Annotated in this window: 18 protein-coding genes; 9 read left to right on the plus strand and 9 right to left on the minus strand. The window is 52.8% G+C overall.

Annotation, left to right across the window (positions count from 1 at the left end; genetic code table 11):
- Positions 1–141 precede the first annotated feature (141 nt).
- The gene (locus tag M2374_RS15545) at positions 142–1,344 is read left to right on the plus strand and encodes a sigma-54-dependent Fis family transcriptional regulator (RefSeq protein ID WP_146718143.1); all 1,203 of its coding nucleotides are present in this window, start codon (positions 142–144) and stop codon (positions 1,342–1,344) included.
- A 44-nt stretch (positions 1,345–1,388) separates the two neighbouring features.
- Here M2374_RS15545 and M2374_RS15550 read toward each other — a convergent pair whose 3' ends face one another.
- On the minus strand, positions 1,389–2,687 hold the full coding sequence (locus M2374_RS15550; protein WP_096759167.1) for an amino acid permease: 1,299 nt from the start codon (positions 2,685–2,687) through the stop codon (positions 1,389–1,391).
- A 118-nt stretch (positions 2,688–2,805) separates the two neighbouring features.
- Complete coding sequence (megL, locus tag M2374_RS15555; RefSeq protein ID WP_096759168.1) at positions 2,806–4,002, minus strand: methionine gamma-lyase; 1,197 nt, start codon at positions 4,000–4,002, stop codon at positions 2,806–2,808.
- A 424-nt stretch (positions 4,003–4,426) separates the two neighbouring features.
- Between megL and hmsP the strand changes: the two genes are divergently transcribed.
- The 3 genes from hmsP to M2374_RS15570 all read left to right on the plus strand — a co-directional run bounded on the left by hmsP (position 4,427) and on the right by M2374_RS15570 (position 9,592).
- Positions 4,427–6,412, plus strand: coding sequence for a biofilm formation regulator HmsP (hmsP, locus tag M2374_RS15560; protein WP_181688657.1), 1,986 nt, complete (start codon positions 4,427–4,429; stop codon positions 6,410–6,412).
- Between the two features lie 178 nt (positions 6,413–6,590).
- The gene (locus tag M2374_RS15565) at positions 6,591–7,877 is read left to right on the plus strand and encodes a dicarboxylate/amino acid:cation symporter (RefSeq protein ID WP_115257217.1); all 1,287 of its coding nucleotides are present in this window, start codon (positions 6,591–6,593) and stop codon (positions 7,875–7,877) included.
- A 221-nt stretch (positions 7,878–8,098) separates the two neighbouring features.
- Positions 8,099–9,592 (plus strand): pitrilysin family protein, encoded by a 1,494-nt coding sequence (locus M2374_RS15570; protein WP_115257218.1) that lies wholly within the window; start codon positions 8,099–8,101, stop codon positions 9,590–9,592.
- Between the two features lie 99 nt (positions 9,593–9,691).
- On the opposite strand, the gene M2374_RS15575 is transcribed toward M2374_RS15570, so the two are convergent.
- The gene (locus tag M2374_RS15575; RefSeq protein WP_096759172.1) at positions 9,692–10,621 is read right to left on the minus strand and encodes a sugar kinase; all 930 of its coding nucleotides are present in this window, start codon (positions 10,619–10,621) and stop codon (positions 9,692–9,694) included.
- Between the two features lie 230 nt (positions 10,622–10,851).
- Here M2374_RS15575 and pdeH point away from each other — a divergent pair, with 230 nt between their 5' ends.
- Both pdeH and M2374_RS15585 read left to right on the plus strand, forming a co-directional pair.
- Positions 10,852–11,619, plus strand: coding sequence for a cyclic-guanylate-specific phosphodiesterase (gene pdeH / locus M2374_RS15580; RefSeq protein WP_096759173.1), 768 nt, complete (start codon positions 10,852–10,854; stop codon positions 11,617–11,619).
- A 78-nt stretch (positions 11,620–11,697) separates the two neighbouring features.
- On the plus strand, positions 11,698–13,758 hold the full coding sequence (locus tag M2374_RS15585; RefSeq protein WP_135911249.1) for an AsmA family protein: 2,061 nt from the start codon (positions 11,698–11,700) through the stop codon (positions 13,756–13,758).
- Between the two features lie 84 nt (positions 13,759–13,842).
- Here the strand turns inward: M2374_RS15585 and M2374_RS15590 are convergent, their stop codons facing one another.
- The 3 genes from M2374_RS15590 to M2374_RS15600 form a co-directional block, all read right to left on the minus strand.
- A complete protein-coding gene (locus M2374_RS15590) occupies positions 13,843–15,165 on the minus strand; it encodes an MFS transporter (RefSeq protein ID WP_181688658.1) in 1,323 nt (440 codons plus the stop codon).
- 333 nt (positions 15,166–15,498) lie between these two features.
- On the minus strand, positions 15,499–16,527 hold the full coding sequence (gene yhjD, locus M2374_RS15595; RefSeq protein WP_115257221.1) for an inner membrane protein YhjD: 1,029 nt from the start codon (positions 16,525–16,527) through the stop codon (positions 15,499–15,501).
- Between the two features lie 47 nt (positions 16,528–16,574).
- Positions 16,575–17,474 (minus strand): LysR family transcriptional regulator, encoded by a 900-nt coding sequence (locus tag M2374_RS15600; RefSeq protein WP_181688659.1) that lies wholly within the window; start codon positions 17,472–17,474, stop codon positions 16,575–16,577.
- 119 nt (positions 17,475–17,593) lie between these two features.
- Between M2374_RS15600 and M2374_RS15605 the strand changes: the two genes are divergently transcribed.
- Together M2374_RS15605 and M2374_RS15610 are read left to right on the plus strand one after the other, a co-directional pair.
- Positions 17,594–18,352: an SDR family NAD(P)-dependent oxidoreductase gene (locus M2374_RS15605; RefSeq protein WP_181517749.1), complete on the plus strand. Its 759-nt coding sequence runs from the start codon at positions 17,594–17,596 to the stop codon at positions 18,350–18,352.
- 366 nt (positions 18,353–18,718) lie between these two features.
- Positions 18,719–19,321 (plus strand): response regulator transcription factor, encoded by a 603-nt coding sequence (locus M2374_RS15610; protein ID WP_181688660.1) that lies wholly within the window; start codon positions 18,719–18,721, stop codon positions 19,319–19,321.
- Positions 19,322–19,339: 18 nt separating this feature from the next.
- Here the strand turns inward: M2374_RS15610 and M2374_RS15615 are convergent, their stop codons facing one another.
- Both M2374_RS15615 and M2374_RS15620 read right to left on the minus strand, forming a co-directional pair.
- Complete coding sequence (locus M2374_RS15615) at positions 19,340–19,690, minus strand: glycoside hydrolase family protein (RefSeq protein ID WP_117342504.1); 351 nt, start codon at positions 19,688–19,690, stop codon at positions 19,340–19,342.
- A gap of 86 nt (positions 19,691–19,776) precedes the next feature.
- Positions 19,777–20,316 carry a GNAT family N-acetyltransferase gene (locus M2374_RS15620; protein WP_115259888.1) on the minus strand — a complete coding sequence of 180 codons (540 nt, stop codon included), beginning with the start codon at positions 20,314–20,316 and terminating at the stop codon, positions 19,777–19,779.
- A gap of 178 nt (positions 20,317–20,494) precedes the next feature.
- On the opposite strand from M2374_RS15620, the gene M2374_RS15625 reads away from it, so the two are divergent.
- Positions 20,495–22,084, plus strand: a complete 1,590-nt coding sequence (locus tag M2374_RS15625) for an STY4199 family HEPN domain-containing protein (protein WP_181688661.1) — start codon at positions 20,495–20,497, stop codon at positions 22,082–22,084.
- Positions 22,085–22,114: 30 nt separating this feature from the next.
- Here M2374_RS15625 and M2374_RS15630 read toward each other — a convergent pair whose 3' ends face one another.
- Positions 22,115–23,764 (minus strand): alpha,alpha-trehalase, encoded by a 1,650-nt coding sequence (locus tag M2374_RS15630; RefSeq protein WP_181218563.1) that lies wholly within the window; start codon positions 23,762–23,764, stop codon positions 22,115–22,117.
- Positions 23,765–23,827 lie beyond the last annotated feature (63 nt).

Here is a 23,827-nt window from a genome sequence, read left to right on the forward strand (position 1 = left end):
TCCGGTTTTTTTATATTTCGTTTTTACTTCCACAATGTGAGTCCATTGGCAGAACATTATTCCACAGCGTCTAGAATGTAGTCAGATTCTTGAGCGTCACCGAAATATCTACTTCGCAGTTGCTAACTACTTGGAGCAAATGTGGTCACGATACGCTGGGATATTAAAACAATTGATCGCCTGTCTATGGTTGAGGATGTCCTGAAGGAGTTTTCCTGCTGTGATATCAATATCATCTCAATGAAAGTGACGGCAGGCCGGATCCTGATTAAATCCTGGTGTCGTCAGTTGCAGGATATTTCCTGCGTGCAATCCAGTTTAAGTCAGCGTGCCGATATTATTAACGTTGCTTACTTTTGCGAAGAGATAAGCGAACTGTCGATGCCCGAAGTGGAACGCCCACGCTATTTTTCAGACATTATTTGCAGCAGCCAGAGCATGCAGGCACTGATCGAAAAAGCGATCAGAATTGCGGACAGCAAGTATACCGTCCTGATCCGCGGTGAAACCGGCACCGGTAAAGAGCTGCTGGCCCGAGCGATTCATAACTCTGGCCAGCGTAGCTTTTATCCATTTATTCCGGTTAACTGCTCTGCATTACCCGAGTCGCTGATGGAGAGTGAATTCTTCGGATACGAAAAAGGCGCCTTCAGCGGTGCGGACGGTAAAGGCAAAAAAGGGCTGTTTGAAATGGCGGATAAAGGCACCCTTTTCCTGGATGAATTTGGTGAGATGCCGCTGAATTTACAGGCCAAATTACTGCGAGTACTGCAAGATGGCGGGATCCGCCGCGTGGGCGGGGCGCAGATTATTCCGGTTAACGTGCGTATTATTGTGGCGACCAACGCCAATCTGGAAGAGATGGTCGAACAACGCCTGCTGCGCGCCGACCTGTATTATCGAATTAACGTCCTCTCCCTGACTATTCCTCCGTTGCGGGAACGCCCGCAGGATCTCAGCCTGCTGATCCGCCATTTTGTGCAGAAATATGCGAAAGAATTTCAGCGCCGGTTAATTTTGGATAAAGGCTGCTTTGATGCGATGCATCATCATGGTTGGCCGGGGAACGTGCGCGAACTGGAAAACACCATTATTCGTCTGATGTTGATGGCAGAATCTGATGTGATTACCCGAGAGGATTTGGGTATCGCGAGTATAACCTCAGTTAATCAGGCCCGCGGTGGACAGCCTTTTAAACAGCAGGTTCAATGCGCTGAGCGTCAGTTGATAGAGCAGATGATGGATGAGAATGTTTCATCGCGGCATATTGCCAAAGCGTTGGGGGTGTCGCATACCACGGTACTGAATAAAATCCGTAGCTATCAGCTGGAGAGCGTGGAGTAAGCGCCGTCAGGGCTGACGGCGCTGTCATCGGGTTATTTAATTTGTTATTCAATCAGCTTCAACAGTGGTGACAGGCACAGCAACATTCCGTACAGCAGGATAAGCCAGGTTTTTACCCCGCGCAGTTTTTCCAGCTGTGTGACTTTATAAATCAGGAAGAACGGAATAATGCACGAGACGATACCGTAAAGCGGGCTACCCAACTGGAAGAACACCAGTACTGATACGCGGAACGACACCCAAATCACCAGCGTGGTGACGATAAAGGCGCAAATCCCCAGCGTCAGAACCAATGGATTAATTTTCTCAACGTCGATAACACGACCCAGTACGTTAAGAATAATACCCTTCATAGCCTCGTGGAATCCCAGATAAATACCGAAGAATGCTGTCAGTACGGCAAAAATATTCAACACCGTGGAGGTGATGTGAATAATTTGTCCTGGGATAACTTGAGCCGCCAGCGCCAGTGCGGAAATATTTTGTTCGAAGGCTGAGACCGCTTCTTCATGGCTAATAGAGAAGGTAAAGGAAAATGAGAAGAACAGAATGACTGCAATCAACGTAATATAACTGATGCGGTGGGTACGAATGACCATGCGCGTAGCCAACACCCGGTCTGACACCCGTTTGCGGTAGGCGATATTCATGGGGTTCAGTACCTGAATAAACACCGCCGAGAAGAAACAGAACGGGATGGTTAGCAGGACATCGCGGAAGAAGACGCCCGCCTCAGGGAATGCGCTGATATTATTAAAGTTCCAGTGCGGGACCATCGCAAAGCCAAACACAATGATGATGCCAACTTTTACCACCACCATCGGGCCGGAGATTTTGAACAGCAGCTTTTCTCCGCCGGAAGCAATGGCAACCAGCACCGCAAAAATTGCGACTTTGTAGATAATTGACTGCGAAAGATCGGCATCGGTGAGTCCGAAGGTTTTGATATAGGATGCACTGTCAAAAACAACCGATAATGAATAAATAAAGATGCCGTGGATAATCATCAGAAAATAGATGACGCCAAGAAATACGCCCCAGTTCTTACCTAAATAATGACTAATAATATCGGTGTAGTCATTACAGGTTTCACTTTCAGAGAGCGTTTTTAAATAAATATCCTGCACAATATAGGTGGCGGGATAAGCAATAATAAAGGCGACAATAAATACCCAAATACCGGTTAAACCAATTTGTACCGGCATCAGCACCGTTCCGGCGCCAATTGCCATGCCGATGCAGAGTAATACCCAACCAAAATCGTATTTTGTAAAAGGTAGCTTTGTTGAGAAGGATGCGGCGGTTGCTGTAGTGTTGCTTAATTGTAATGTGTTGTCCTGCATAGAACCCCCTGCCGAAAATACACGCTCTCCCCTGAAAAGGAATTACGTGTATAGCCAGGCTGTTGTGCCTTGATTCTCAACGGCCTGAACCGATCTGCATCGGTTCAAGCCGTAATAGTCAGAATGTTGCCTTTCTGATGGCGTGTTCAAGGTCGTTAATAATATCTTCTGGATCTTCAAGACCAACAGAAAGACGGATAAGTCCGTCGGTAATACCTGCTTTAAGCCGTTCCTCTGGCGCAACGGGCGAATGTGTCATAGACGCTGGGTGCTGAATGAGGGTTTCGGTGTCACCGAGACTGACCGCGAGGAGGCACAATTCTACAGAATTGATCATCCGTCTGCCAGCCTCGAGGCCGCCGGCGATTTCGAAGCTGATAATTCCTCCCGGCAGGCTCATCTGACGTTTACCCAGCTCATACTGCGGATGTGAAGGCAAGCCAGGGTAATACACGCGGGTAATGGCCGGATGCCCTTCCAGGAAGCGGGCAATTTTTAACGCGTTTTCACAATGGCGCTCCATTCGGATGCCCAGCGTTTTCACGCCGCGCAGCGTCAGCCAGGCGTTGAACGGACTCATGCAGCCGCCGGTGATATCTTTCAGCCCGACGAATCGTGCCTGGTCGATAAATTCCTGCTTGCCAACAATCACACCGCCAATCACGTCCCCGTGGCCGTTGATGTACTTGGTCACGCTGTGCACCACGATGTCGGCACCTAACAGCAGAGGTTGCTGGCAGTAGGGCGACATAAAAGTGTTATCCACGACCAGCAATGCGCCTTGCTGATGGGCGATCCCGGCGACCGTTTCAATATCAACCAGCGAGAGCGTTGGGTTTGCTGGCGTTTCGATATACACCACTTTGGTTTCCGGGCGCATGGCCGCGCGGATTTCTTCCGGCTTGGCGGCGTCGACGAAGCTGACGTTAATGCCGAACTTCGGCAGGCTGTGTGACAGAAAAGCGTGAGTACAGCCGTAAATGGCGCTGGCGGAAACGATATGGTCGCCCTGCTGGCACAGGGTCAGCAACGAGGTGGTGATGGCTGAAATACCGGATGCAGTTGCCAGCGCGGCATCGCCTCTTTCCAGCACAGCCAGCTTTTTCTCCAGCGCGTCGGTGGTGGGGTTTCCAAGGCGCGTATAGATGTAGCCGGGTTCTTCAAGCGCAAAGCGGGCGGCGCCCTGTTCGGCACTGTCAAAAACGAAGGTTGACGTCTGGAAAATAGGCGTACTGAGCGCGCCAGTGGAAGGGTCGGGTTGTTGGCCCGCATGAACGATCTGGGTATTGAATCCGTAAGCACGACAGTCAGACATGATATCTCCTTTGATTCGGAACAGAACAGCTCACAGTCAAATAGCAATCGCTGTGCCAGAACATGAATGTATAGATATCAATGTGTTAGTAATTTAATCATTTGAGATGCCGTCAGGAAAGTTGCCAGCTGGCAAATAACTTTCCAGTTACGGCGAGATAAACGTGAATGCGAGGCTTCACGCAGACGGGGTGCTGGCGAAGTGGTTGGGGTGATGTGTTACCGCAGAATCATCGATAAGCCGGGCTTGTCCGGTGAGGCGTAATCTTGCGGCCTTTTTCGCCTTTCTGTCGGTAACTTGCCACGCCAGGCGTCAAACCTGCGGCGAAAATACACGATGGGAACTTTTCAGATAGCGCCTCTCTTAATAACGCTATGATCGGGTATACTCTGACGGCAGTTTTATTTATCCATGGAGAGTCAGTTTGCGTGTCAGTCGCTCGTTAACAATTAAGCAGATGGCGATGGTTGCGGCCGTAGTCATGGTGTTTGTTTTTATTTTTTGCACCGTTTTGCTGTTTCATTTGGTACAGCAGAACCGCTATAACACGGCTACGCAACTGGAAAGTATCGCCCGCTCTGTACGTGAGCCCCTGTCGGCCACCATTCTGAAAGGGGATATCCCCGAAGCGGAGACGATTTTACGGCGAATTCAGCCCGCGGGCGTGGTCAGCCGTGCCGATGTGGTACTGCCGAATCAGTTTCAGGCTTTGCGGATGAGCTTTATTCCCGAACGTTCGGTCCCGGTAACGGTGACGCGTCTGTTCGAACTACCGGTGCAGATCTCGCTGCCGGTCTATTCTCTGGAGCGTTCTGCCAACCCACAGCCGCTGGCCTATCTGGTGCTGCAGGCAGATTCGTACCGTATGTACAAATTCGTGATGAGCACGCTATCAACGTTAGTGACCATTTACTTACTTTTATCCCTGGTCCTGACGGTGGCGATCTCCTGGTGTATTAACCGCTTGATTGTGCATCCGTTGCGTAAAATAGCCCGAGAACTGAATGAGATCCCTCAGCAGGCGTTAATTGGCTACCAACTGGCGTTGCCGCGCCTGCATCAGGATGATGAGATTGGCATGCTGGTGCGCAGCTACAACCTGAACCAGCAGTTGGTGCAGCGCCGCAGCGAAGAGTTGAGCGACTATTCAATGCGTTTTCCGGTCTCCGAACTGCCCAACAAAACGTTTTTAATGGGGCTGCTGGAGCAGGTTGTATCCCGTAAGCAGACCACAGCACTGATGATTGTCACCTGCGAAACGTTGCGGGATACCGCAGGCGTGCTGAGCGAAACTCAGCGGGAAATCCTGCTGCTGACGGTTGTCGAAAAACTCAAGTCGGTACTGGCGCCCAGAATGGTGCTTACCCAGGTCAGTGGCTACGATTTTGCCATTATTGCGCATGGTGTGAAGGAACCCTGGCATGCCATCACATTAGGTCAGCAAGTACTCACTATCATTAATGAGCGTTTGCCTATCCACGGCATCCAACTGCGCCCCAACTGCAATATTGGGGTCGCGATGTTTTATGGCGACTTAACCGCAGAGCAGCTTTACAGCCGTGCGCTCTCTGCGGCACTCACCTCACGCCGGAAGGGTAAAAACCAGATTCAGTTCTTTGACCCGCAGCAAATGGAAGAAGCTCAGCAGCGTTTGACGGAAGAGAACGACATTCTTACCGCGCTGGACAACCAGCACTTTGCGCTGTGGATGCAGCCGCAGGTAGAAATTGCCAGCGGCAAAATACTGAGTGCGGAAGCGCTGTTACGGATGCAGCAGCCGGATGGAAGCTGGGAACTGCCGGAAGGGTTAATCGACAGGATTGAATCCTGTGGTCTGATGGTAACTGTCGGGTACTGGGTGCTGGAAGAGTCCTGCCGCCAGCTTGCTGCCTGGCAGGAGCGCGGTCTGATGCTTCCACTATCGGTCAATCTTTCTGCACTGCAGTTAATGCACCCGAATATGGTGTCAGACCTGCTGGAACTACTAAACCGGTATCGTGTGAAGCCCGGCACGCTGATTCTCGAAGTGACCGAAAGCCGACATATCGATGATCCCAACGCGGCCGTTGCCATTTTGCGCCCGCTGCGTAATGCAGGTGTGCGTATCGCGTTGGATGACTTTGGTATGGGCTACGCCGGTTTACGCCAGCTACAGCATATGAAGTCGCTGCCGGTGGATGTGCTCAAAATCGATAAGATGTTTGTCGACGGCGTGCCTGAGGATTGCAGCATGATCACGGCGATTATTCAGCTGGCGCACAGCCTCGATTTACAGATGATTGCTGAAGGTGTCGAAACCGAAGCCCAACGCGCGTGGTTGGAACAGGCGGGCGTGGAAGTGGCGCAGGGATTCTTATTTGCCCGTCCCGTTCCGGCAGATATCTTCGAAGAACGTTATTTAACGCAGTAATGGGCTGATTACAAAACTTAAAAAAGGGTGCGCTTGTGCGAGCCAGCTCAAAATTTTTAACATTTTTGTATCAATTATGATCTTTGTACATTTCTGTCATGTTGTGTGGGTGTTACTTTAGGGCCGCAGGTTAAATAAAACCTTACAAGACCTGTGGTTTTTACTTTAAGGACACCCTATGAAAACCTCAATATTCAAAAGCCTTTACTTTCAGGTCCTGACAGCGATTGCCATCGGTATTCTCCTTGGCCATTACTACCCTGAATTGGGCGCCCAAATGAAACCGCTTGGCGACGCGTTCGTTAAGCTCATTAAGATGGTCATCGCTCCCGTCATCTTCTGTACTGTCGTTACCGGCATTGCAGGCATGGAAAGTATGAAAGCAGTAGGCCGCACGGGTGCGGTTGCACTGCTTTATTTTGAAGTAGTCAGTACGATTGCGCTGATCATCGGTCTTATCATTGTCAACGTGGTGCAACCCGGTGCCGGGATGAACGTTGATCCGGCCACGCTGGATGCCAAAGCTGTCGCGATTTACGCTGAGCAGGCAAAAGACCAGGGGATTGTGGGCTTCCTGATGGATATTATCCCAGGTAGCGTCATTGGCGCGTTCGCCAGCGGCAACATCCTGCAGGTATTGCTGTTCGCGGTGATGTTTGGTTTCGCGCTGCACCGTCTGGGCAGCAAAGGCCAAATGATTTTCAACGTGATTGAAAGCTTCTCGCAGGTCATTTTCGGCATCATCAACATGATCATGCGCCTGGCGCCAATCGGTGCTTTCGGGGCCATGGCCTTTACCATCGGTAAATATGGCGTCGGTACGCTGGTACAGCTGGGGCAGTTGATTATCTGCTTCTACATCACCTGTATTCTGTTTGTGGTGGTGGTGCTGGGGTCTATTGCTCGTGCAACCGGCTTTAGCATCTTCAAGTTCATCCGCTATATCCGTGAAGAATTGCTGATCGTTCTGGGGACATCATCTTCCGAGTCCGCGCTGCCGCGTATGCTTGATAAGATGGAAAAACTGGGCTGTCGGAAGTCGGTGGTCGGGCTGGTTATCCCTACAGGTTACTCGTTTAACCTTGATGGGACCTCGATCTATCTGACGATGGCGGCGGTGTTTATCGCTCAGGCCACGAACAGTCATATGGATATCTTCCATCAGATAACCTTGTTGGTGGTGCTGCTGCTCTCCTCGAAAGGGGCTGCGGGTGTCACCGGAAGTGGCTTCATTGTCCTGGCGGCGACGATCTCCGCTGTGGGCCATTTACCGATTGCCGGTCTGGCGTTGATTCTCGGTATTGACCGCTTTATGTCTGAAGCCCGTGCGCTGACCAACCTGATTGGTAACGGTGTGGCCACGGTCGTTGTGGCTAAGTGGGTGAAAGAATTGGATACCAAAAAGCTGGATGACACGCTGAATAACCGTGCGCAGGATGGCAAAACGCACGATTTATCCTCTTAATCTCGTCACTTCTGCCCGTAGTCCCTTGTAGGGCTACGGGCTCCTGCGCATAATTACCCCCTGTACCTGAAGCCGTCGATCCGATGGCTTCGGGATTTTTTCACTTCTTCCGTGACATTTTTATGTTTTCGCGGTCTAACACGAAGTGTTTTAACGTCATATTCAGAGAGTCCTGTTCAGGGCTGTCTTTTTATTACCAGGATTGTTGATCAGGGGTTCACATGCAGGGCACAAAAATTCGACTTTTAGCGGGCAGCTTGCTGATGATGGCCTCTGCCGGCTATGTGCAGGCAGATGCGCTCCAGCCTGACCCGGCGTGGCAACAGGGTACGCTGGCAAACGGTTTACAGTGGCAAGTATTAGCCACCCCCCAGCGCCCCAGCGACCGTATCGAGGTTCGCCTGCTGGTTAATACCGGTTCACTCACCGAAAATACACAACAGAGTGGTTTCAGCCATGCGATCCCGCGTATCGCGCTGACGCAAAGCGGTGGCCTTGATGCCACGCAAGCCCGTTCACTGTGGCAGCAGGGGTTCGATCCCAAGCGTCCCATGCCGCCTGTTATCGTTTCCTATGATTCCACACTGTATAACCTCAGCTTGCCCAACAGCCGTAACGACCTGCTGAAAGAGTCGCTCTCTTATCTGGCGACTATCTCCGGCAAACTGACCATCACGCCAGAAACCATCAACCATGCGCTGAGTAGCGAAGATATGGTGACAACCTGGCCGGTGGACACCAAAGAAGGCTGGTGGCGCTACCGACTGAAAGGATCAACGCTGCTGGGACACGATCCTGCCGATCCGCTGAAAACCCCGGTCGATGCTGAGAAAATCCAGTCGTTCTACCAGAAATGGTATACCCCGGATGCCATGACGCTGATTATCGTCGGCAACGTTGACGCACGTAACGTGGCAGAGCAAATCAACAAAACCTTCGGCGAATTAAAAGGTAAACGTGAGACTCCGGCACCGGTGCCGACACTTTCTCCGCTACGCGCTGAAGCGGTGAGCATTATGACCGATGCGGTACGCCAGGATCGCCTCTCCATTATGTGGGATACGCCGTGGCAACCGATTCGTGAATCTGCCGCGCTGTTGCGCTACTGGCGTGCTGATTTAGCCCGTGAAGCGCTGTTCTGGCACATTCAGCAGACGCTTACTAAAAACAATGCGAAAGATATCGGCCTCGGCTTTGACTGTCGGGTGTTGTTCCTGCGTGCGCAGTGCGCCATTAACGTTGAGTCACCGAATGATAAGCTGAATGCGAATCTGGGTACGGTGGCGCGTGAGTTGGCGAAAGTGCGTGATAAGGGGCTGCCAGAAGATGAATTTAACGCGCTGGTGGCACAAAAAAATCTGGAACTGCAGAAGCTGTTTGCCACCTATGGCCGAACCGATACCGATATCTTAATCAGCCAGCGCCTGCGCTCGCTGCAAAATCAGGTGGTGGATATTGCGCCGGAACAGTACCAGCGTTTACGCCAGAACTTCCTCAATGGCCTGACCGTAGAAATGTTGAATCAGGACCTGCGCCAGCAACTGTCGCAAGAAATGGCACTCATTCTGCTGCAGCCGAAGGGTGAGCCGGAATTCAATATGAAGGATCTGCAGGCGACGTGGGATGCCATCATGGCGCCGGTGGCCGCTGCGGCAGCGTCGGTTGAAACCGATGAGTCGCATCCTGAAGTGACGGATATTCCGCCAGTACAGTAGAGGGTATCGTAACCTGTAGGCCGGGCAAGCGAAGCGCCCCCGGCGTACCCAATGCCGGATGCGGCGTTAACGCCTTATCCGGCCTACAAGAACAATAAGTTACTGCGGCATTGCGTCGCGGGGAATAATCGCCCCGCGATGCTGAATCACCGTGCTGGCCGTCAGATGACCGCGTTTGGCGGCTTCTGCGGCATCACCACCGGTTAAGCGTACGGCCAGATACCCGGCGCTGAACGAGTCGCCTGCGGCAGTGGTATCAATCACTTTCTCTTTCGGCAGTTTTACCGCCGGTACATCAATGAGCTCTTCGCCATTGATAGACACCAGGCACGAGTCTGCGCCGCGTTTCACCACTACCTCTTGCACACCGGCCGCGTGGGTGCGGGCAATGACCTCAGCAACGGGTTTTTCACCCCACAGCGCGTCTTCATCATCCAGCGTCAGGAACGCGATATTGGTGCACTCCAGCATCTGCTGATACACCTGCTGCGTCTCTTCTTTACTGCTCCACAAGCGCGGGCGGTAGTTGTTGTCAAAAATGACTTTTCCGCCGTTGGCGCGGCATTCGCGCAGCAGTGACAGCAGTTTCTCGCGGCTGGTCGGGCTTAAGATCGCCAGGCTTATACCGCTCAGGTACAGGTAGTCGAACGTCGCCAGCTCTTCGCAAATGGCGGCGGATTGTTCACTCTCCAGCCAGAATTTTGCCGCGGCTTCATTACGCCAGTAATAGAAGGTACGTTCGCCGGTGCTGTCTGTCTCAATGTAATAGAGACCCGGAAGGCGATTGTCCATGCGTTGCGTTAATGAGGTATCGACGTTTTCGCCATGCCAGGATTCCAGCATCTGTTGGCTAAAACTGTCCGTGCCCAGCGCCGTGACATAGTGTACAGAAAGGGCCGCAGAATCGACCTGACGGGCGATATAAACGGATGTATTCAACGTGTCGCCACCGAAACCGCGCTGAACGTCTGCGCCTTTCTGTGACAGTTCAATCATGCATTCGCCAATCACGGCAATCTTGCTGGACATAGTCGTAACCTGCTCTGAAAAAAATTAACGGTAGTGTGCGCTGTGGGTGTTAAGTGGTCAACTATATTAAAACATCGTTCCATTAATTTTTTGAGCCAACGCGTATTCTGCGCAATTTTTTGCTGCCTGGTTTTTATTTTGCGATGTGCTGAACGTAAAGTTCTGCGCCCGAGCGCCGATAACCTTTGACGAGTCCGGTCAGTCACACTCTTATTTACAGGACATCTCAGATGATAAAGCAGGTTACCCAGCAGCTAATTACGCCTGATGCGAGTATCGAGAGCTTGCTGGAGAGACGCTATTGGCTGCAGTGCGAGCGTGCTTACACCTACCAGCCGATTTACCAGACCAATGGGCGGCTGATGGCCGTTGAACTGCTGACAGTGGTGAGCCATCCTGACAATCCTGCCCAGCGTCTTGCGCCGGACCGCTATTTTGCCGAAATAGCCGTACGTCATCGTATTGACGTGGTGAAAGAGCAGCTTCTGCAACTCCAACTGAAAAGCGACTTTTTCAGAGCCCACGACCTGCTGGCGTCGGTGAACGTCGATGGCCCGACGCTGCTGGCGATGCGCCAGGATCCCGACATACTGAAAATCATTGAATGCCTGCCGTGGCTGCGCTTTGAACTGGTGGAGCATATTCGTTTACCGAAGGGAGCGTCATTTGCCTCAATGTGCGAGTTTGGCCCGCTTTGGCTGGATGACTTTGGCACCGGGATGGCGAATTTCTCCGCTCTGAGCGAAGTCAGCTATGACTACATTAAGGTAGCGCGGGATCTGTTTATTATGCTGCGCCAGACGCCGGAAGGCCGCAACCTGTTCACACTGCTGCTGCAGTTGATGAACCGTTATTGCCGCGGCGTGATTGTTGAAGGTGTGGAAACACTGGAAGAGTGGCGCGACGTGCAAAACTCACCGGCGTTCGCTGCGCAGGGCTATTTTCTCTCGCGTCCGGTTCCCCTGAATACCCTTGAAGAGGTGATATTGTCGCTGTGATGTTGGCGTCATCGGCCTCCTTTTAACCCTGCTGGACTATCTTTAGAACAGGCAAGGAAGAAAGTGAGGAGGTAAAAGATGACGAAAGCAGGCAAAATAACCACAGCAGTATCAGGGGTTTTCTTGTTGTTGATCGTCGTACTCATCATCGTGATTGCGACATTTGACTGGAACCGGCTCAAACCGACCATCAACCAGAAAGTCTCTACTGAACTCAACCGACCGTTCGCGATACGCGGTGATTTGGGTGTCGTCTGGGAACGCCAGAAGCAGGAAACCGGCTGGCGAAGCTGGGTTCCGTGGCCGCACATTCATGCGGAGGATATTATCCTCGGCAACCCGCCGGATATCCCTGACATCACCATGGTGCATCTCCCGCGCGTTGAAGCCACGCTCGCGCCGCTGGCGTTGCTGACCAAAACGGTCTGGCTACCGTGGATTAAGCTGGTGAAACCGGACGCGCGGCTTATTCGCCTGTCGGAGAAAAACAACAACTGGACCTTTACCCTCGCGGGGAGTGAAAACCCCGATCCCAACACCCCGCCTTCAGCCTGGTCATTTCGACTCGATAATATTTTGTTCGATCAAGGACGTATCGCCATCAACGATAAGATCACCCAATCGGAGATTGAAATCGTCGTTGATCCGCTGGGCAAGCCGTTGCCCTTTAGCGAAGTGACGGGAACGAAAAGCACAGAAAAGCGTGCCAACGTTGGCGATTACGTTTTCGGCCTGAAGGCACAAGGGCGGTATCGCGGTGAACCGCTAACCGGCAGTGGAAAAATCGGTGGGATGCTGGCGTTACGCGGCGAAGGCACACCGTTCCCGGTGCAGGCCGATTTCCGTTCAGCTAATACGCGGGTGGCCTTTGTCGGTGCGGTAAATGACCCGATGAATATGGGCGGCGTCGATCTTCAGTTGAAATTCTCCGGTGATTCGCTCGGGGATTTGTACGATTTGACCGGCGTTCTGCTGCCGGATACTCCCCCCTTTGAAACTGACGGGCGGCTGGTGGCCAAAATAGGCAGTGAGAAATCTGCCGTATTTAGTTATCGCGACTTTAATGGCCGCATCGGCGACAGTGATATTCACGGCACGCTGGCTTACACCACCGGCCAGCCGCGCCCGAAACTGGAAGGCGACGTTGAGTCGCGCCAGCTGCGGCTGGCAGATTTAGGGCCGCTGATTGGCGTGGATTCCGGTAAAGGTGCACAACGCGCCAAACAATCTGAACAGCGTAAAGGCGAGAAGAGCGTTCAGCCCGCGGATAAAGTCTTGCCGTACGACCGTTTCGAAACCGATAAATGGAACGTGATGGATGCCGATGTGCGCTTCAAGGGACGGCGTATTGAGCACGGCAGCAGCCTGCCGGTAAGCGATCTCTCCGCCCATATCATCCTGAACAATGCCGACCTGCAACTGCAGCCGCTGAAATTTGGTCTGGCGGGAGGCAGCATCGTCTCTCGCATTCATCTGGAAGGGGATAAAAAGCCGATGCAGGGCCGGGCGACTATTCAGGCGCGTCGTCTGAAGCTGAAAGAGCTGATGCCGGATGTGGAACTGATGCAGAAAACGCTCGGTGAAATGAACGGTGATGCCGAATTTCGCGGGAGCGGGAATTCGGTGGCTGCGCTGCTCGGAAACAGTAATGGCAACCTGAAGTTGTTGATGAACGATGGGTTGATCAGTCGAAACCTGATGGAAATAGTGGGGCTGAATTTGGGCAACTATATCGTCGGACAGATATTTGGTGATGACGAAGTGCGAGTGAACTGTGCGGCGGCGAATCTGGATATCGTCAATGGCGTTGCGCGCCCGCAAATTTTTGCTTTTGATACCGAAAATGCGGTTATCAATGTTACGGGAACAGCGAGTTTTGCCTCTGAACAGCTGGATTTAACCGTCGATCCGGAGAGTAAAGGCATTCGTATTATTACGCTGCGCTCACCGCTGTATGTTCGCGGGACATTCAAAAATCCGCAGGCCGGAGTGAAAGCAGGGCCGCTGATTGCGCGTGGGGCCGTCGCCGCGGCACTGGCAACGCTCGTCACGCCGGCTGCCGCCCTGCTGGCACTGATCTCACCGTCAGAAGGTGAGGCTAATCAGTGCCGGACGATTTTGTCGCAAATGAAGAAGTGATGTCTGGTCGGATGCTTACCCGGCCTGGATTTCATGTTCAACGTAGGCCGGATGAGGTGGTTACACCGCCATCCGGCAAAAGAATCACAACGACTGATGGCGCGTCTCGTGGATTAACAGCAGCGCGATCAGCGTTAATGCGGCCATCGAGGCCAGATAAATCCCGACGGCCGGCAAACCATAGTTACCTTGCAACCATGCCGCGATGTAGGGGGCCACGGACGCGCCGAGAATCGATGAAACGTTATACGAGAACGACGCGCCCGTGTAGCGCACCTCGGTCGGGAACAGCTCCGGCAGCAGCGCGCCCATCGGGCCGAATGTCAGCCCCATCAGGCTCAGCCCCAGCAGCAGGAAGACAAAGACCAGCGCCGGATTGCCAGAACCCAGCAGCGGTTTAAAGGCGAACAGGGCGAACAGAATGATAAGTGTGGTGATGATGAGCATGCTCTTGCGACGACCAAACGCGTCGGCCAGCAGTCCGGCAACCGGGACCATCACGCCAAAGCCAATCACCGCCATCATCAGCATCCACAGGACTTCATTACGCGGTAAACCAAGGCCCACAGGGGCGGCGGCGGTACTGAAGGTCATTGAGTAAACGGTCATGATATAGAACAGCGTATAGGTCGCCAGCATGATAAACGTGCCGAGGAGCGTGACGCGAACATGTTTTGTCAGCAGGGTTCCCAGCGGGATCTTAACCTGCTTTTTCGCTGCCGCGACTTTGGCGAACACCGGGGATTCATGCAGTGAGACGCGAACGTACAGACCGATAATCACCAGTACCGCAGAGGCTATAAACGGTACACGCCAGCCCCAGCTCATAAACTGCTCATCGGTCAGCAGCCAGGAGAGCAGCAGAAACGTGCCGTTGGCAAAGAAGAAGCCGATCGGTGCGCCCAACTGCGGGAAGGACCCATAGAGCGCCCGTTTGCGCGGTGGGGCATTTTCTGTGGCCAGCAATGCAGCACCGCCCCATTCACCGCCAAGACCCAATCCCTGACCAAAACGCGCCAGTGCCAGCAGGATCGGGGCGAAAATCCCAATCGACGCATAACCCGGCAACAAGCCGATAATCACCGTCGAAATCCCCATGGTCAGCAGCGAAGCAACCAGCGTGACCTTACGCCCGACGCGGTCGCCGAAATGTCCGAACACCGCCGAGCCGATCGGCCGTGCCACAAAGGCGATAGCAAAGGTGGCGAGAGACTGCAGCGTAGCCGCCGCCGGGTCGCCCTGTGGGAAGAAGATATGGGGGAAAACGATCACCGCGGCGGTCGCGTAAATATAGAAGTCGAAGAACTCAATGGCGGTACCGATGAGTGAGGCGACGACGACTTTATTGCGCGAATTGACCGGGGTGTGTTCTTGTTCGTTGTCGAGCGTTGTGGCGGTTGCTTGCATATTATTTTCTTATTTTTTGTCGAACGAACGGTCATATTACGCACAGCAAAAGAGACATTTCAATCTGTAACAATCGTTGCGCTTGGTCAAAAATCGGGCAAAAAGGGGATAATGTTTAGGCCGAAGATTTCGCTTCTATGAAATGCTTCACATAATTTAAAACTTGGATGATAAAACTGGTTTTTGGTTAAATAAAAGTTACGGGTTGGATTTATTCACTGAATCAGTGAGAGCGGGCGGCATTATAATTGCCGGATGGCGCTACGCTTATCCGGCCTACAAAACTCACCAGTAGGGCAGATAAGCGTAGCGCCATCAGGCAGTTAACGAAGATTAGCGGTGTGTTTTCCCCGGCATCCGCGGGTCGTCTTTGTATTCCGCGGTGGCTATCCAGGCGGCGCAGAACAGGGTCAAACGGGCGAAGAAGTAGAAGAAAGCCATTAGACCTAATACCGAGCCAAACGCCGCGCCTGACGGGGATTGCACCAGCGACGGCAGCGTGTAAGTCATAATAATTTTGATTGCTTCAAAGCCAAAGGCCGCAATAAAGGTACCGCGAATGAGCGCCTTCTTACGTGGGCGATGACGCGGGAGTCGCCAGAAAATCCAGAAGAACAACAGATAGTTGGCGAAAATAGAGATCGCCAGGCCGATCAGTCGCCAGGCGGGCTTCAGCCAGTCAATACCATCGAGGTACAGGGCCGAGATTATCATCTGCTGGGCGGAACCGGCGATGGAGGTAATTGACAGGGTGACAATCAGCGCAATCAGTAATCCAATCAGCGAGACAAAATCGCGCAGATATTTGACCCAGATTTTCTCCTGATCCTGCGGCGTGCGTTCCCAGACATCACGCGACTGGGCGCGAATGGCCTCGCGCAGGTTTCCCATCCAGTTAACCCCGGAGTAAAGGGCGATACCCAGCCCGACCAGCCCGACGGTGGTACGTTGCTGAACGGCGGTATTGATGGTGTTTTTCAGCGTGGATGCCAGCGTCGGATCGCTGACGTTGGCCAGGATTTTACTGAAGATATCCTGCAATAACGTGGGGTGCGACGCGAGAATAAAACCGGCGGCAGCGAACGATACCATCAGGATAGGGATCATCGACAGGAACGAGAAATAGGTGATTGCCGCGCCAAACTGGTTTCCCATCCGGTCATTAAAACGTTCTGCGGCGCGGATAAGGTGGGCGATCATGGGCTGGCGTTGAACGCGTTCCGCCAGAGTCAGGGCTGTTTTCAGCGCCTGATGGGTCTTATTGTTGGTTTCTGTCTGGTCACGCTCTGGGGTGTCAATTTTGGCGATCGGCGCGTGCTCAAGTTCCTGAATGGGGCGTTTTACGTCTTTTTCCTGCGTCATCAGGGCGGTAGTCCTTATTCTGTGCATTCACAGGACAGTATAGCGCGTCAGTCCACATAGTCTTTCATCACGCCGGTCAGCCATTCCATAAACAGGTGGACCCGGCGGGAGAGATTACGGCGATGTGGATACAGCAGAGAAACCGGCATCGGTTCGGCGCGATACTGCGGTAAGACTTCAACCAGCGTACCGGCGCGCAATGCCTCACGTACACCCACGCGTGGGACCTGAATGATGCCCAACCCGGCAAGACAGGCCGCATGATAGGTTTCGGTACTGTTCACCGTCAGCATGCCGCCGGTTTTTATCCAGCGGGGCCCGTTGTCGGTCGCTATTTCAAAGCCCTGCGAACGGGTACCCAGATTTACCGCGTAATGCACCACCGCATGCGAGGCCAAATCGTCCAGGCTTTCGGGATAACCAAAACGGGCCAGATACTGTGGGCTGGCGCAGTTAATCTGCGTCAATTTCCCCAGCGGGCGGGCAATCAGCCCTGAATCTTTCAGCGCACCCACGCGCACCACGCAGTCGAAACCCTCACGGATTAAATCCACCAGACGGTCGCTGCTGCTGAGTTCTAGCTCAAGTCCCGGATACTGATGTAAAAAGGTAGGCAGGCGGGGCATCACCAGATTTCTGGCCACGCCAACCGGCATATCGACCCGCAGTTTACCGCTGATGCTGGTGGGATCGTGATGAAAAAGTCCGTCCAGCTCATCCAGATTGCTCAACAGATCTTTCGCACGTTCGTAATAGATCATCCCGTCCTGGGTCAGTTGAACGCGGCGGGTGGTGCGATGCAGCAACTGGGTACCCAGATGATTTTCCAGCGCCTGGATTTGTCGCGATACGCTTCCCTTAGGCAGTCCGAGGGTGTCGGCCGCACGCGAAAAACTCTCCAGTTCTGCGACGCGGAGGAACAACTGCATTGCGTGAATTTTATCCATCTCTCTGCCCTATTGTTGTTCCCAAGGAAACAGTAATGCGCAATTCGACATATTTATTGTTTTTCTAACACCTAATAAGCTTTATCTCAATCTTCACAACGCCTGAAATGAGGTTTCTTATGACGCAACGTATTGTATTGGTGACCGGCGGCGGTCGTGGACTGGGGAAAAACGCGGCGCTTAAGCTGGCGAGTAAAGGAATGGGCATCATTCTGACGTGGAACAGCAATGAAAAAGAAGCTCAACAGGTGGTGGATGATATTCGCCAACTTGGCGGCAAAGCAGCAGCATTGCCGCTGAATGTCGGCGATATTTCAACGTTTCCGCGCTTTGTTGAACAAATGCAGGAGACGCTGCAAACCCAGTGGCAATGTACGAGGTTTGATTATTTATTGAACAACGCCGGGATCGGCATAACTGCGCCGTATTCTGCCTTCACCGAAGCGCAGTTTGACCAGCTTTTGAACATCCAGTTTAAAGGGCCTTTTTTCCTGACGCAGAGCCTGTTGCCGCTGATAAACCAAGGGGGCAGGATCCTCAATGTGTCGACCGGGCTGTCGCGTTTTGCCCTGCCAGGCTACAGCGCCTATGCCGCCATGAAAGGCGCGATGGAAGTGCTGACCCGCTATCAGGCAAAAGAGTTGGGGGAGCGCGGTATTACGGCGAACATTATTGCGCCCGGCGCGATTGAAACCGATTTTGGCGACGGGAACGTGCGGGACAATGCGCAGCTGAATGCATATATTGCCTCGCAAACCGCATTGGGACGTGTCGGGCTGCCGGATGATATTGGTGATGCCATCGCTGCGTTGCTTAGTGATGACCTGGCGTGGATGACCGCGCAGCGCATTGAGGTCTCTGGCGGGATGTTCCTGTAAACCCGTCCCGTGCTTATTCGGTCACCGACTCTGATTAAATAAGCACTTCATGCTACATTATTTTTTGTAACATATTTCCCTGATATGCCATGTTCCTTATTTTTGGTGAAAAACATAGACTCTGATTAATTAATATTACTTGGCGAGAGGCATGCGCTAATAATAAGGAATTCCTTAATTCAGAGTGTTTTTATGACCTCTTTATGTAATCCTTTTGTTTGAGCTGTAACTATTCATAACTTCTGCTTCTCTCTTCTTCTTTCATCGGTAGAATGGCCCCTGCCAAATGGTGAGTTCTTATTTTACCCCATGGGTAATACCCTTCCGCGTGTTAAGGCCAATATCTTATTCAGACGGAGAGAAATAATGCAGGTAATAATGTTTGACAGGCAGTCAATATTTATTCATGGAATGAATGTCAGTTTACAAGAAAATCTTCCAGGAGTGGATGTTCAGGGTGTCAGTCAGGCAGATGACCTTTGGCAAAAGCTGGAAGACAATCCCAATGCGTTGGTTATGCTTGATGGCGATCTTGGCAGTGAGTTTTGCCGTGAACTGCTCCAACAACTCGCGCAACGCTATGCGACAGTAAAAGTACTGATCACCGCCACAGATTGCCGTAAAAAATGGCTGCAGGAGGTGACACAGTTAAACGTGCTGGCCATTGTGCCGCGCGACGCTGACGCAGAAACATTCGCGCTGGCGCTCAATAGCGTGGCAATGGGCATGATGTTTTATCCCAGAGATTGCTTAACGCCAACCACGTGCGGTAGCCAAAATATAAAAGCACTAAGTTCGCGTCAGCGCGAGATCTTGGCCATGCTGGCTGCAGGGGAGTCCAATAAACAAATTGGTCGCCTGTTAAATATCAGCACCGGGACGGTAAAAGCGCATCTGGAGTCGCTGTATCAGCGTCTGGAGGTAAAAAACCGTACCCAGGCGGCGATGATGTTAAACGAAGTACATTAATCAACGCTTATTTCACAGTCAGATCGTCTCTGGCTGTGAAATATGAGCAGGCCACATTTCTGATGCGCAAAACCGGGTTATCCCCACGCTAAACATCCACGCAATTAATGCTTCCAGCTGAAACAGATCGTTCAGTTGCGGCAGTTTCGCCTGGATTAATTCCTCGCAGGCGTAGAGATCCATGAGCAGCAGCGTTTCTGCCTGTGCTACTGAAATTTGGCTCGTGAAGGTTTCACCTACGGTGATTTCATGCCCGTAGCCAATGACCCAGACCCCGCGTTCATCCTGATATTTTTCCAGCGACAATCCCTGTCCTTGTTTAATAAAGGCGATACAGGCGGGCGTAAAATGTGATGAATGGCGGTACATACTGATTTCTCTGCAAAGAGAACCATTCTAGAGCAAACCTTCCGTTATGGTACCTGCCATACAGCCCGTTTTTTCAGTAAGACGCCTTATGACGCGCGGAGCGGATATTCGTGCTTTAACAGGCCGAAAATCCAGTCATCGTGCCAGGTTTGATGCAGCCAATAGCTTTCGCGCAGTGTACCTTCGAGAATAAATCCCGTCTTTTCCAGCAGACGTCGAGACGCATAATTGCCGGCGGTGACGCAGGCCGTCATACGGTGTAGCCCGCCGGTTGTAAACGCGAAATCACACACGGCATGCAAAGACTCCGCGCCATAGCCTTTACCTTGCGCTTCGGGCGCGAGCAGAAACCCCACTTCGGCACACTCATTATTTTCGTGAACATATCCGGTGACGCCGAGCGGCGTTCCCGAGTCGTTATCGCACATGACCAGGCATAGCCAGTGTGGGCTTCCGGGAGACCATTCGGCTAAACGCGAGTCGAATATTGTCCGTACGTCTTGTTCAGAGCGCGCATCAGAGACATAGTGCATTACGCTAGGATCCTGCTGTAATGCTAAGAAAAAATCCCAATCAGACGCCGTCAGCGGGCGGCAGGTCAGTCGTGGTGTTTTTAACACGGGCACAGGCTTATCTCCTGGATAATTTTCAATGATTACGAGGTCATCACTGTAAAACACATTCATTTGTTATATGAATGTATTTCAGTTTGCACCAGCCCGTTTTAATACGGCGTCGCGTTTATATAAAGAGCAATAAAGACCATTGTGAGGCCGTACCGTTACGGCCCTTTTAGGGATGATAATGACCAATAGCGCATTACCGGCGACATGTACGCCATTTGAACACTGTTTGGGGATCATCCGCCAGGCATCGGTGGAAATCCTGTTGTTGTTAGGTGTGCATGTTGCAGAGGGAAAAGACCCGCGCTGGTTTCTGGAACAGCTCGACCAGGCTCGCCTGAATCTGGGTGGCTGGGGGGCGGTAGCCAGACGATTGCAGATGAACGATGCGCAATTAAGCCAGTTCACCCTGCGGTTACGCCATCTTCAGCAAAACGTTCCCCAGTATGAAAGTGGTCAGGATGTCAGTGAAAACCAGCTCATTTCTGCGCTGCGTTTTGTCGCGTCTCTGGAGCAACTGCGCCAGCTTCAGCCGATCCTGCACTATCAAACCGATATTGAAAGTGGAGGACAGGAGGCGCAGCTGCAAGCGCAGAGCCAACTTCGTGCTATAGAGTTAACCCTCAAAGCCCTTGTCGCAAGGGTATGGCCGGACCAGCATCCGCTCAACAGCTTCCTGAAACAGCACTTCGGTGCTGACAGGCTACGCCGCTGGCTTAAGCTGGGTGAGGGGCGTGATGCGCTGGACGGCATGTTGTTTAGCGAGCTGGCGCTGATGGTGGTCGATAAGAAACTGTTCGTGCGCCACTTTACCCAGATTTTTAATGACACTTCGGTACTCACGCTGTTTGTCGAACCGCGCTTAACGCTGCGCATGTTTCTTGATGATTGCCGGATAGCACGTAATAGCGTCATTGCTCAGCAGCCGCTGACCTCGGTACAGCTGATGTTGTTAAAGTATCAGTACCGACAAATTACCCACCCCGTGCAGCGGGCGTTTGAAGAACGTCGTGTCCGCATCAATCCCGCATCGTATCTGGAATCTGATGAGGGTCTCGTTCGCCAGTTCTGGGAAACGGCAAAGCAAAAGGCTGAACAGACCGGGGATGATAAACACGAAATTGCCGACAGCATTGACCCACCAGAAAAGCGAGCGCAGCGTACGGCTGAAGAGCGTGAGCAGCTGATTTCCAACATGCTGTGGGTCGCCGTTGGCGCGATGGTGCTGGCAATATCGCTGGGCGCATTCTGGTTATTTAGCTCGCCTGCGCCGCGGGTGACCGCCGGTCAATCGGTTGAAATCATACAAGAGGAACCGCGACGTGATGCTCCTTCCGCACGGGAAGCCGTGACCCGCATGGGCATTTCGTGGGATGCGTTTACCATGCGGGCGGCTATCGATCGCAATGATACCCGCATTACGTCATTGTTTTTACAAGGCGGGATGGACTGGAAGCTGGCGTGGACGGAGCAGGCGTTCTCTGCGGGCAATACTGCTGTACTGAAGCTGTTGTTGCGCTATCCCTCGCAGATGGATGAAACCCAGCCCTGTCAGCAGTTTATGAGTACGCTAAGTCATGCGATGTCGAACGGCGCATCGCTGACGTCGCTGCATAAAAGCTATCTGCAAAGTTTTTGTGCTAAACCGGACGTTGTCGCGCGCCAACGGTATGACGCCGAGCAAGCCGAACGACGCGCTCGCGCGGAGCCAAACGCCGAAAACAATAAATGGCAGAAAATTCATACCGCGCTGTATGACGCCATTAACTGACGGCCTGATGAGCAACGTCCTGTCAGACCGTTACGGCTCGCCGTAGAGACCGATTAATCGGCGCACGACGCCGTTGGTCCAGCCAAAGCCATCCTGCAACGGGTACTCGCCGCCGCCGCCTTCACGCGGCGTGCCGTCGGCGATATGGTACTTCTCGATAAGCTTATGGTGCTCCTGATAAAAAAGGTTAACCGTTTTCAACCAGTTGCGGGCAATCTCATCGCCCAGGTGGTCGTCACCATACAGCTTGAAGCCCTGAATCGCCATCCACTGCAGCGGTGCCCAGCCGTTGGGTTTATCCCACTGTTCACCGGTTTCGTATTCCGTCGCCATAATACCCCCGGGGGTTAACAGACGGCTGCGTACGGCATTAGCGAGGCGGTCGGCTTGTGCATGGGTCGCCATACCGACATACAGTGGCACGATACTGGCGGCGGAGAAGAGGGCCATCTCTTCGCGTCGCCAGTCATAATCCCGATAACAGCCGTTTTCATCATCCCACAGATAGTGGTCTACGGCGGCGCGGCGGTTGGTGGCTTTCTGGCGAAACAGAGCCTCGGTTTCGCGATCGCCTTTCAGTGCCGAAATGTTTGCAATGGTGCTTTCCAGTTTGTACAGGAAGGCGTTGAGATCAATGGGGATGAACTGGGTGGTGCGGATGCTGGCAAGGCGGCCCGCATCGCGCAGCCAGCGTGAGGAGTAATCCCAGCCGGAAGCCGCACCGGCACGCAAATCCCGGTACACCTCATTCGGCGGCCGGCCAGAATGCTTGGCCGTTTCGACGTCTTCGATCCACGATTCATCGCGCGGGGTATCACGATCGTCCCAATAACGGTTGAGCAGAGAACCATCCGGCATTCTGATGACATGACGGTACGCCTGGTTTAACGCCAGGGAATCTGCGCCATCCATCCAGAACGCGTATTCCATTTTGAGATGATCCAGATAACGCCGCGCGCCGCGCACGCCATCTTCTTCAAACAGTTCCACCATCAGTGCAAACACCGGCGGCTGAGAGCGACTCAGGTAGTAGGTCCGATTACCGTTCGGGATATGGCCATAGTTTTCAATCATCCAGGCAAAGTTATCCGCCATACATTTCAGCAGATCCCCCCGACCGCTCTCCGCCAGACCGAGCATAGTGAAGTAGGAATCCCAGTAGTAGGTTTCGCTAAAACGTCCGCCCGGCACAATATACGACTGCGGCAGCGCCAGCAGCGAGGACCAGGGAATGTGATCCTGCGGTTCGCGTGTTAGCACTGGCCACAGCTGGTCAATATGCTCTTTCAGAGAGTCCTGCGGGTTGGAAACGTACTCACTCGACGGGGTCTCGGGGAGCCAGAAATGGTTCTCAACAAAGCGCTGCAGGTCAAAGTCCCGGTGCCGCTTAACCTTGCGATAGCGGATCAAAATGTCCAGCGGGTCCATTTTGGGTGCGCAGTCGGGGAAGGTTTTGCTGTCGGCAAACAGCTTTGACGACTGAACATGTTCGAACAGTTCGAGGTAACGATCGGCGGGCGTTAACGCATCTGAGGCAGGCAGCCCTTCAATCATCTCCGGCTCAGGCTCTGCCTCAATCATTTCATCCAGCTTTAACTCGCACGGATCCATTTCATAAAGCAGATCGAGGTCGATCGTCAGTTCTTCTGAAGGGGCGTGGGGTAGTTTCTGGTTGAGCATAATGAGAAAGACCTCCGGTAAAGAGATGGTGAAAGGAAACGGCTATTGCCCGGCTGTCTGTTA

The organism is Citrobacter sp. JUb117, from assembly GCF_024809055.1.
Lineage (GTDB): Bacteria > Pseudomonadota > Gammaproteobacteria > Enterobacterales > Enterobacteriaceae > Citrobacter > Citrobacter gillenii.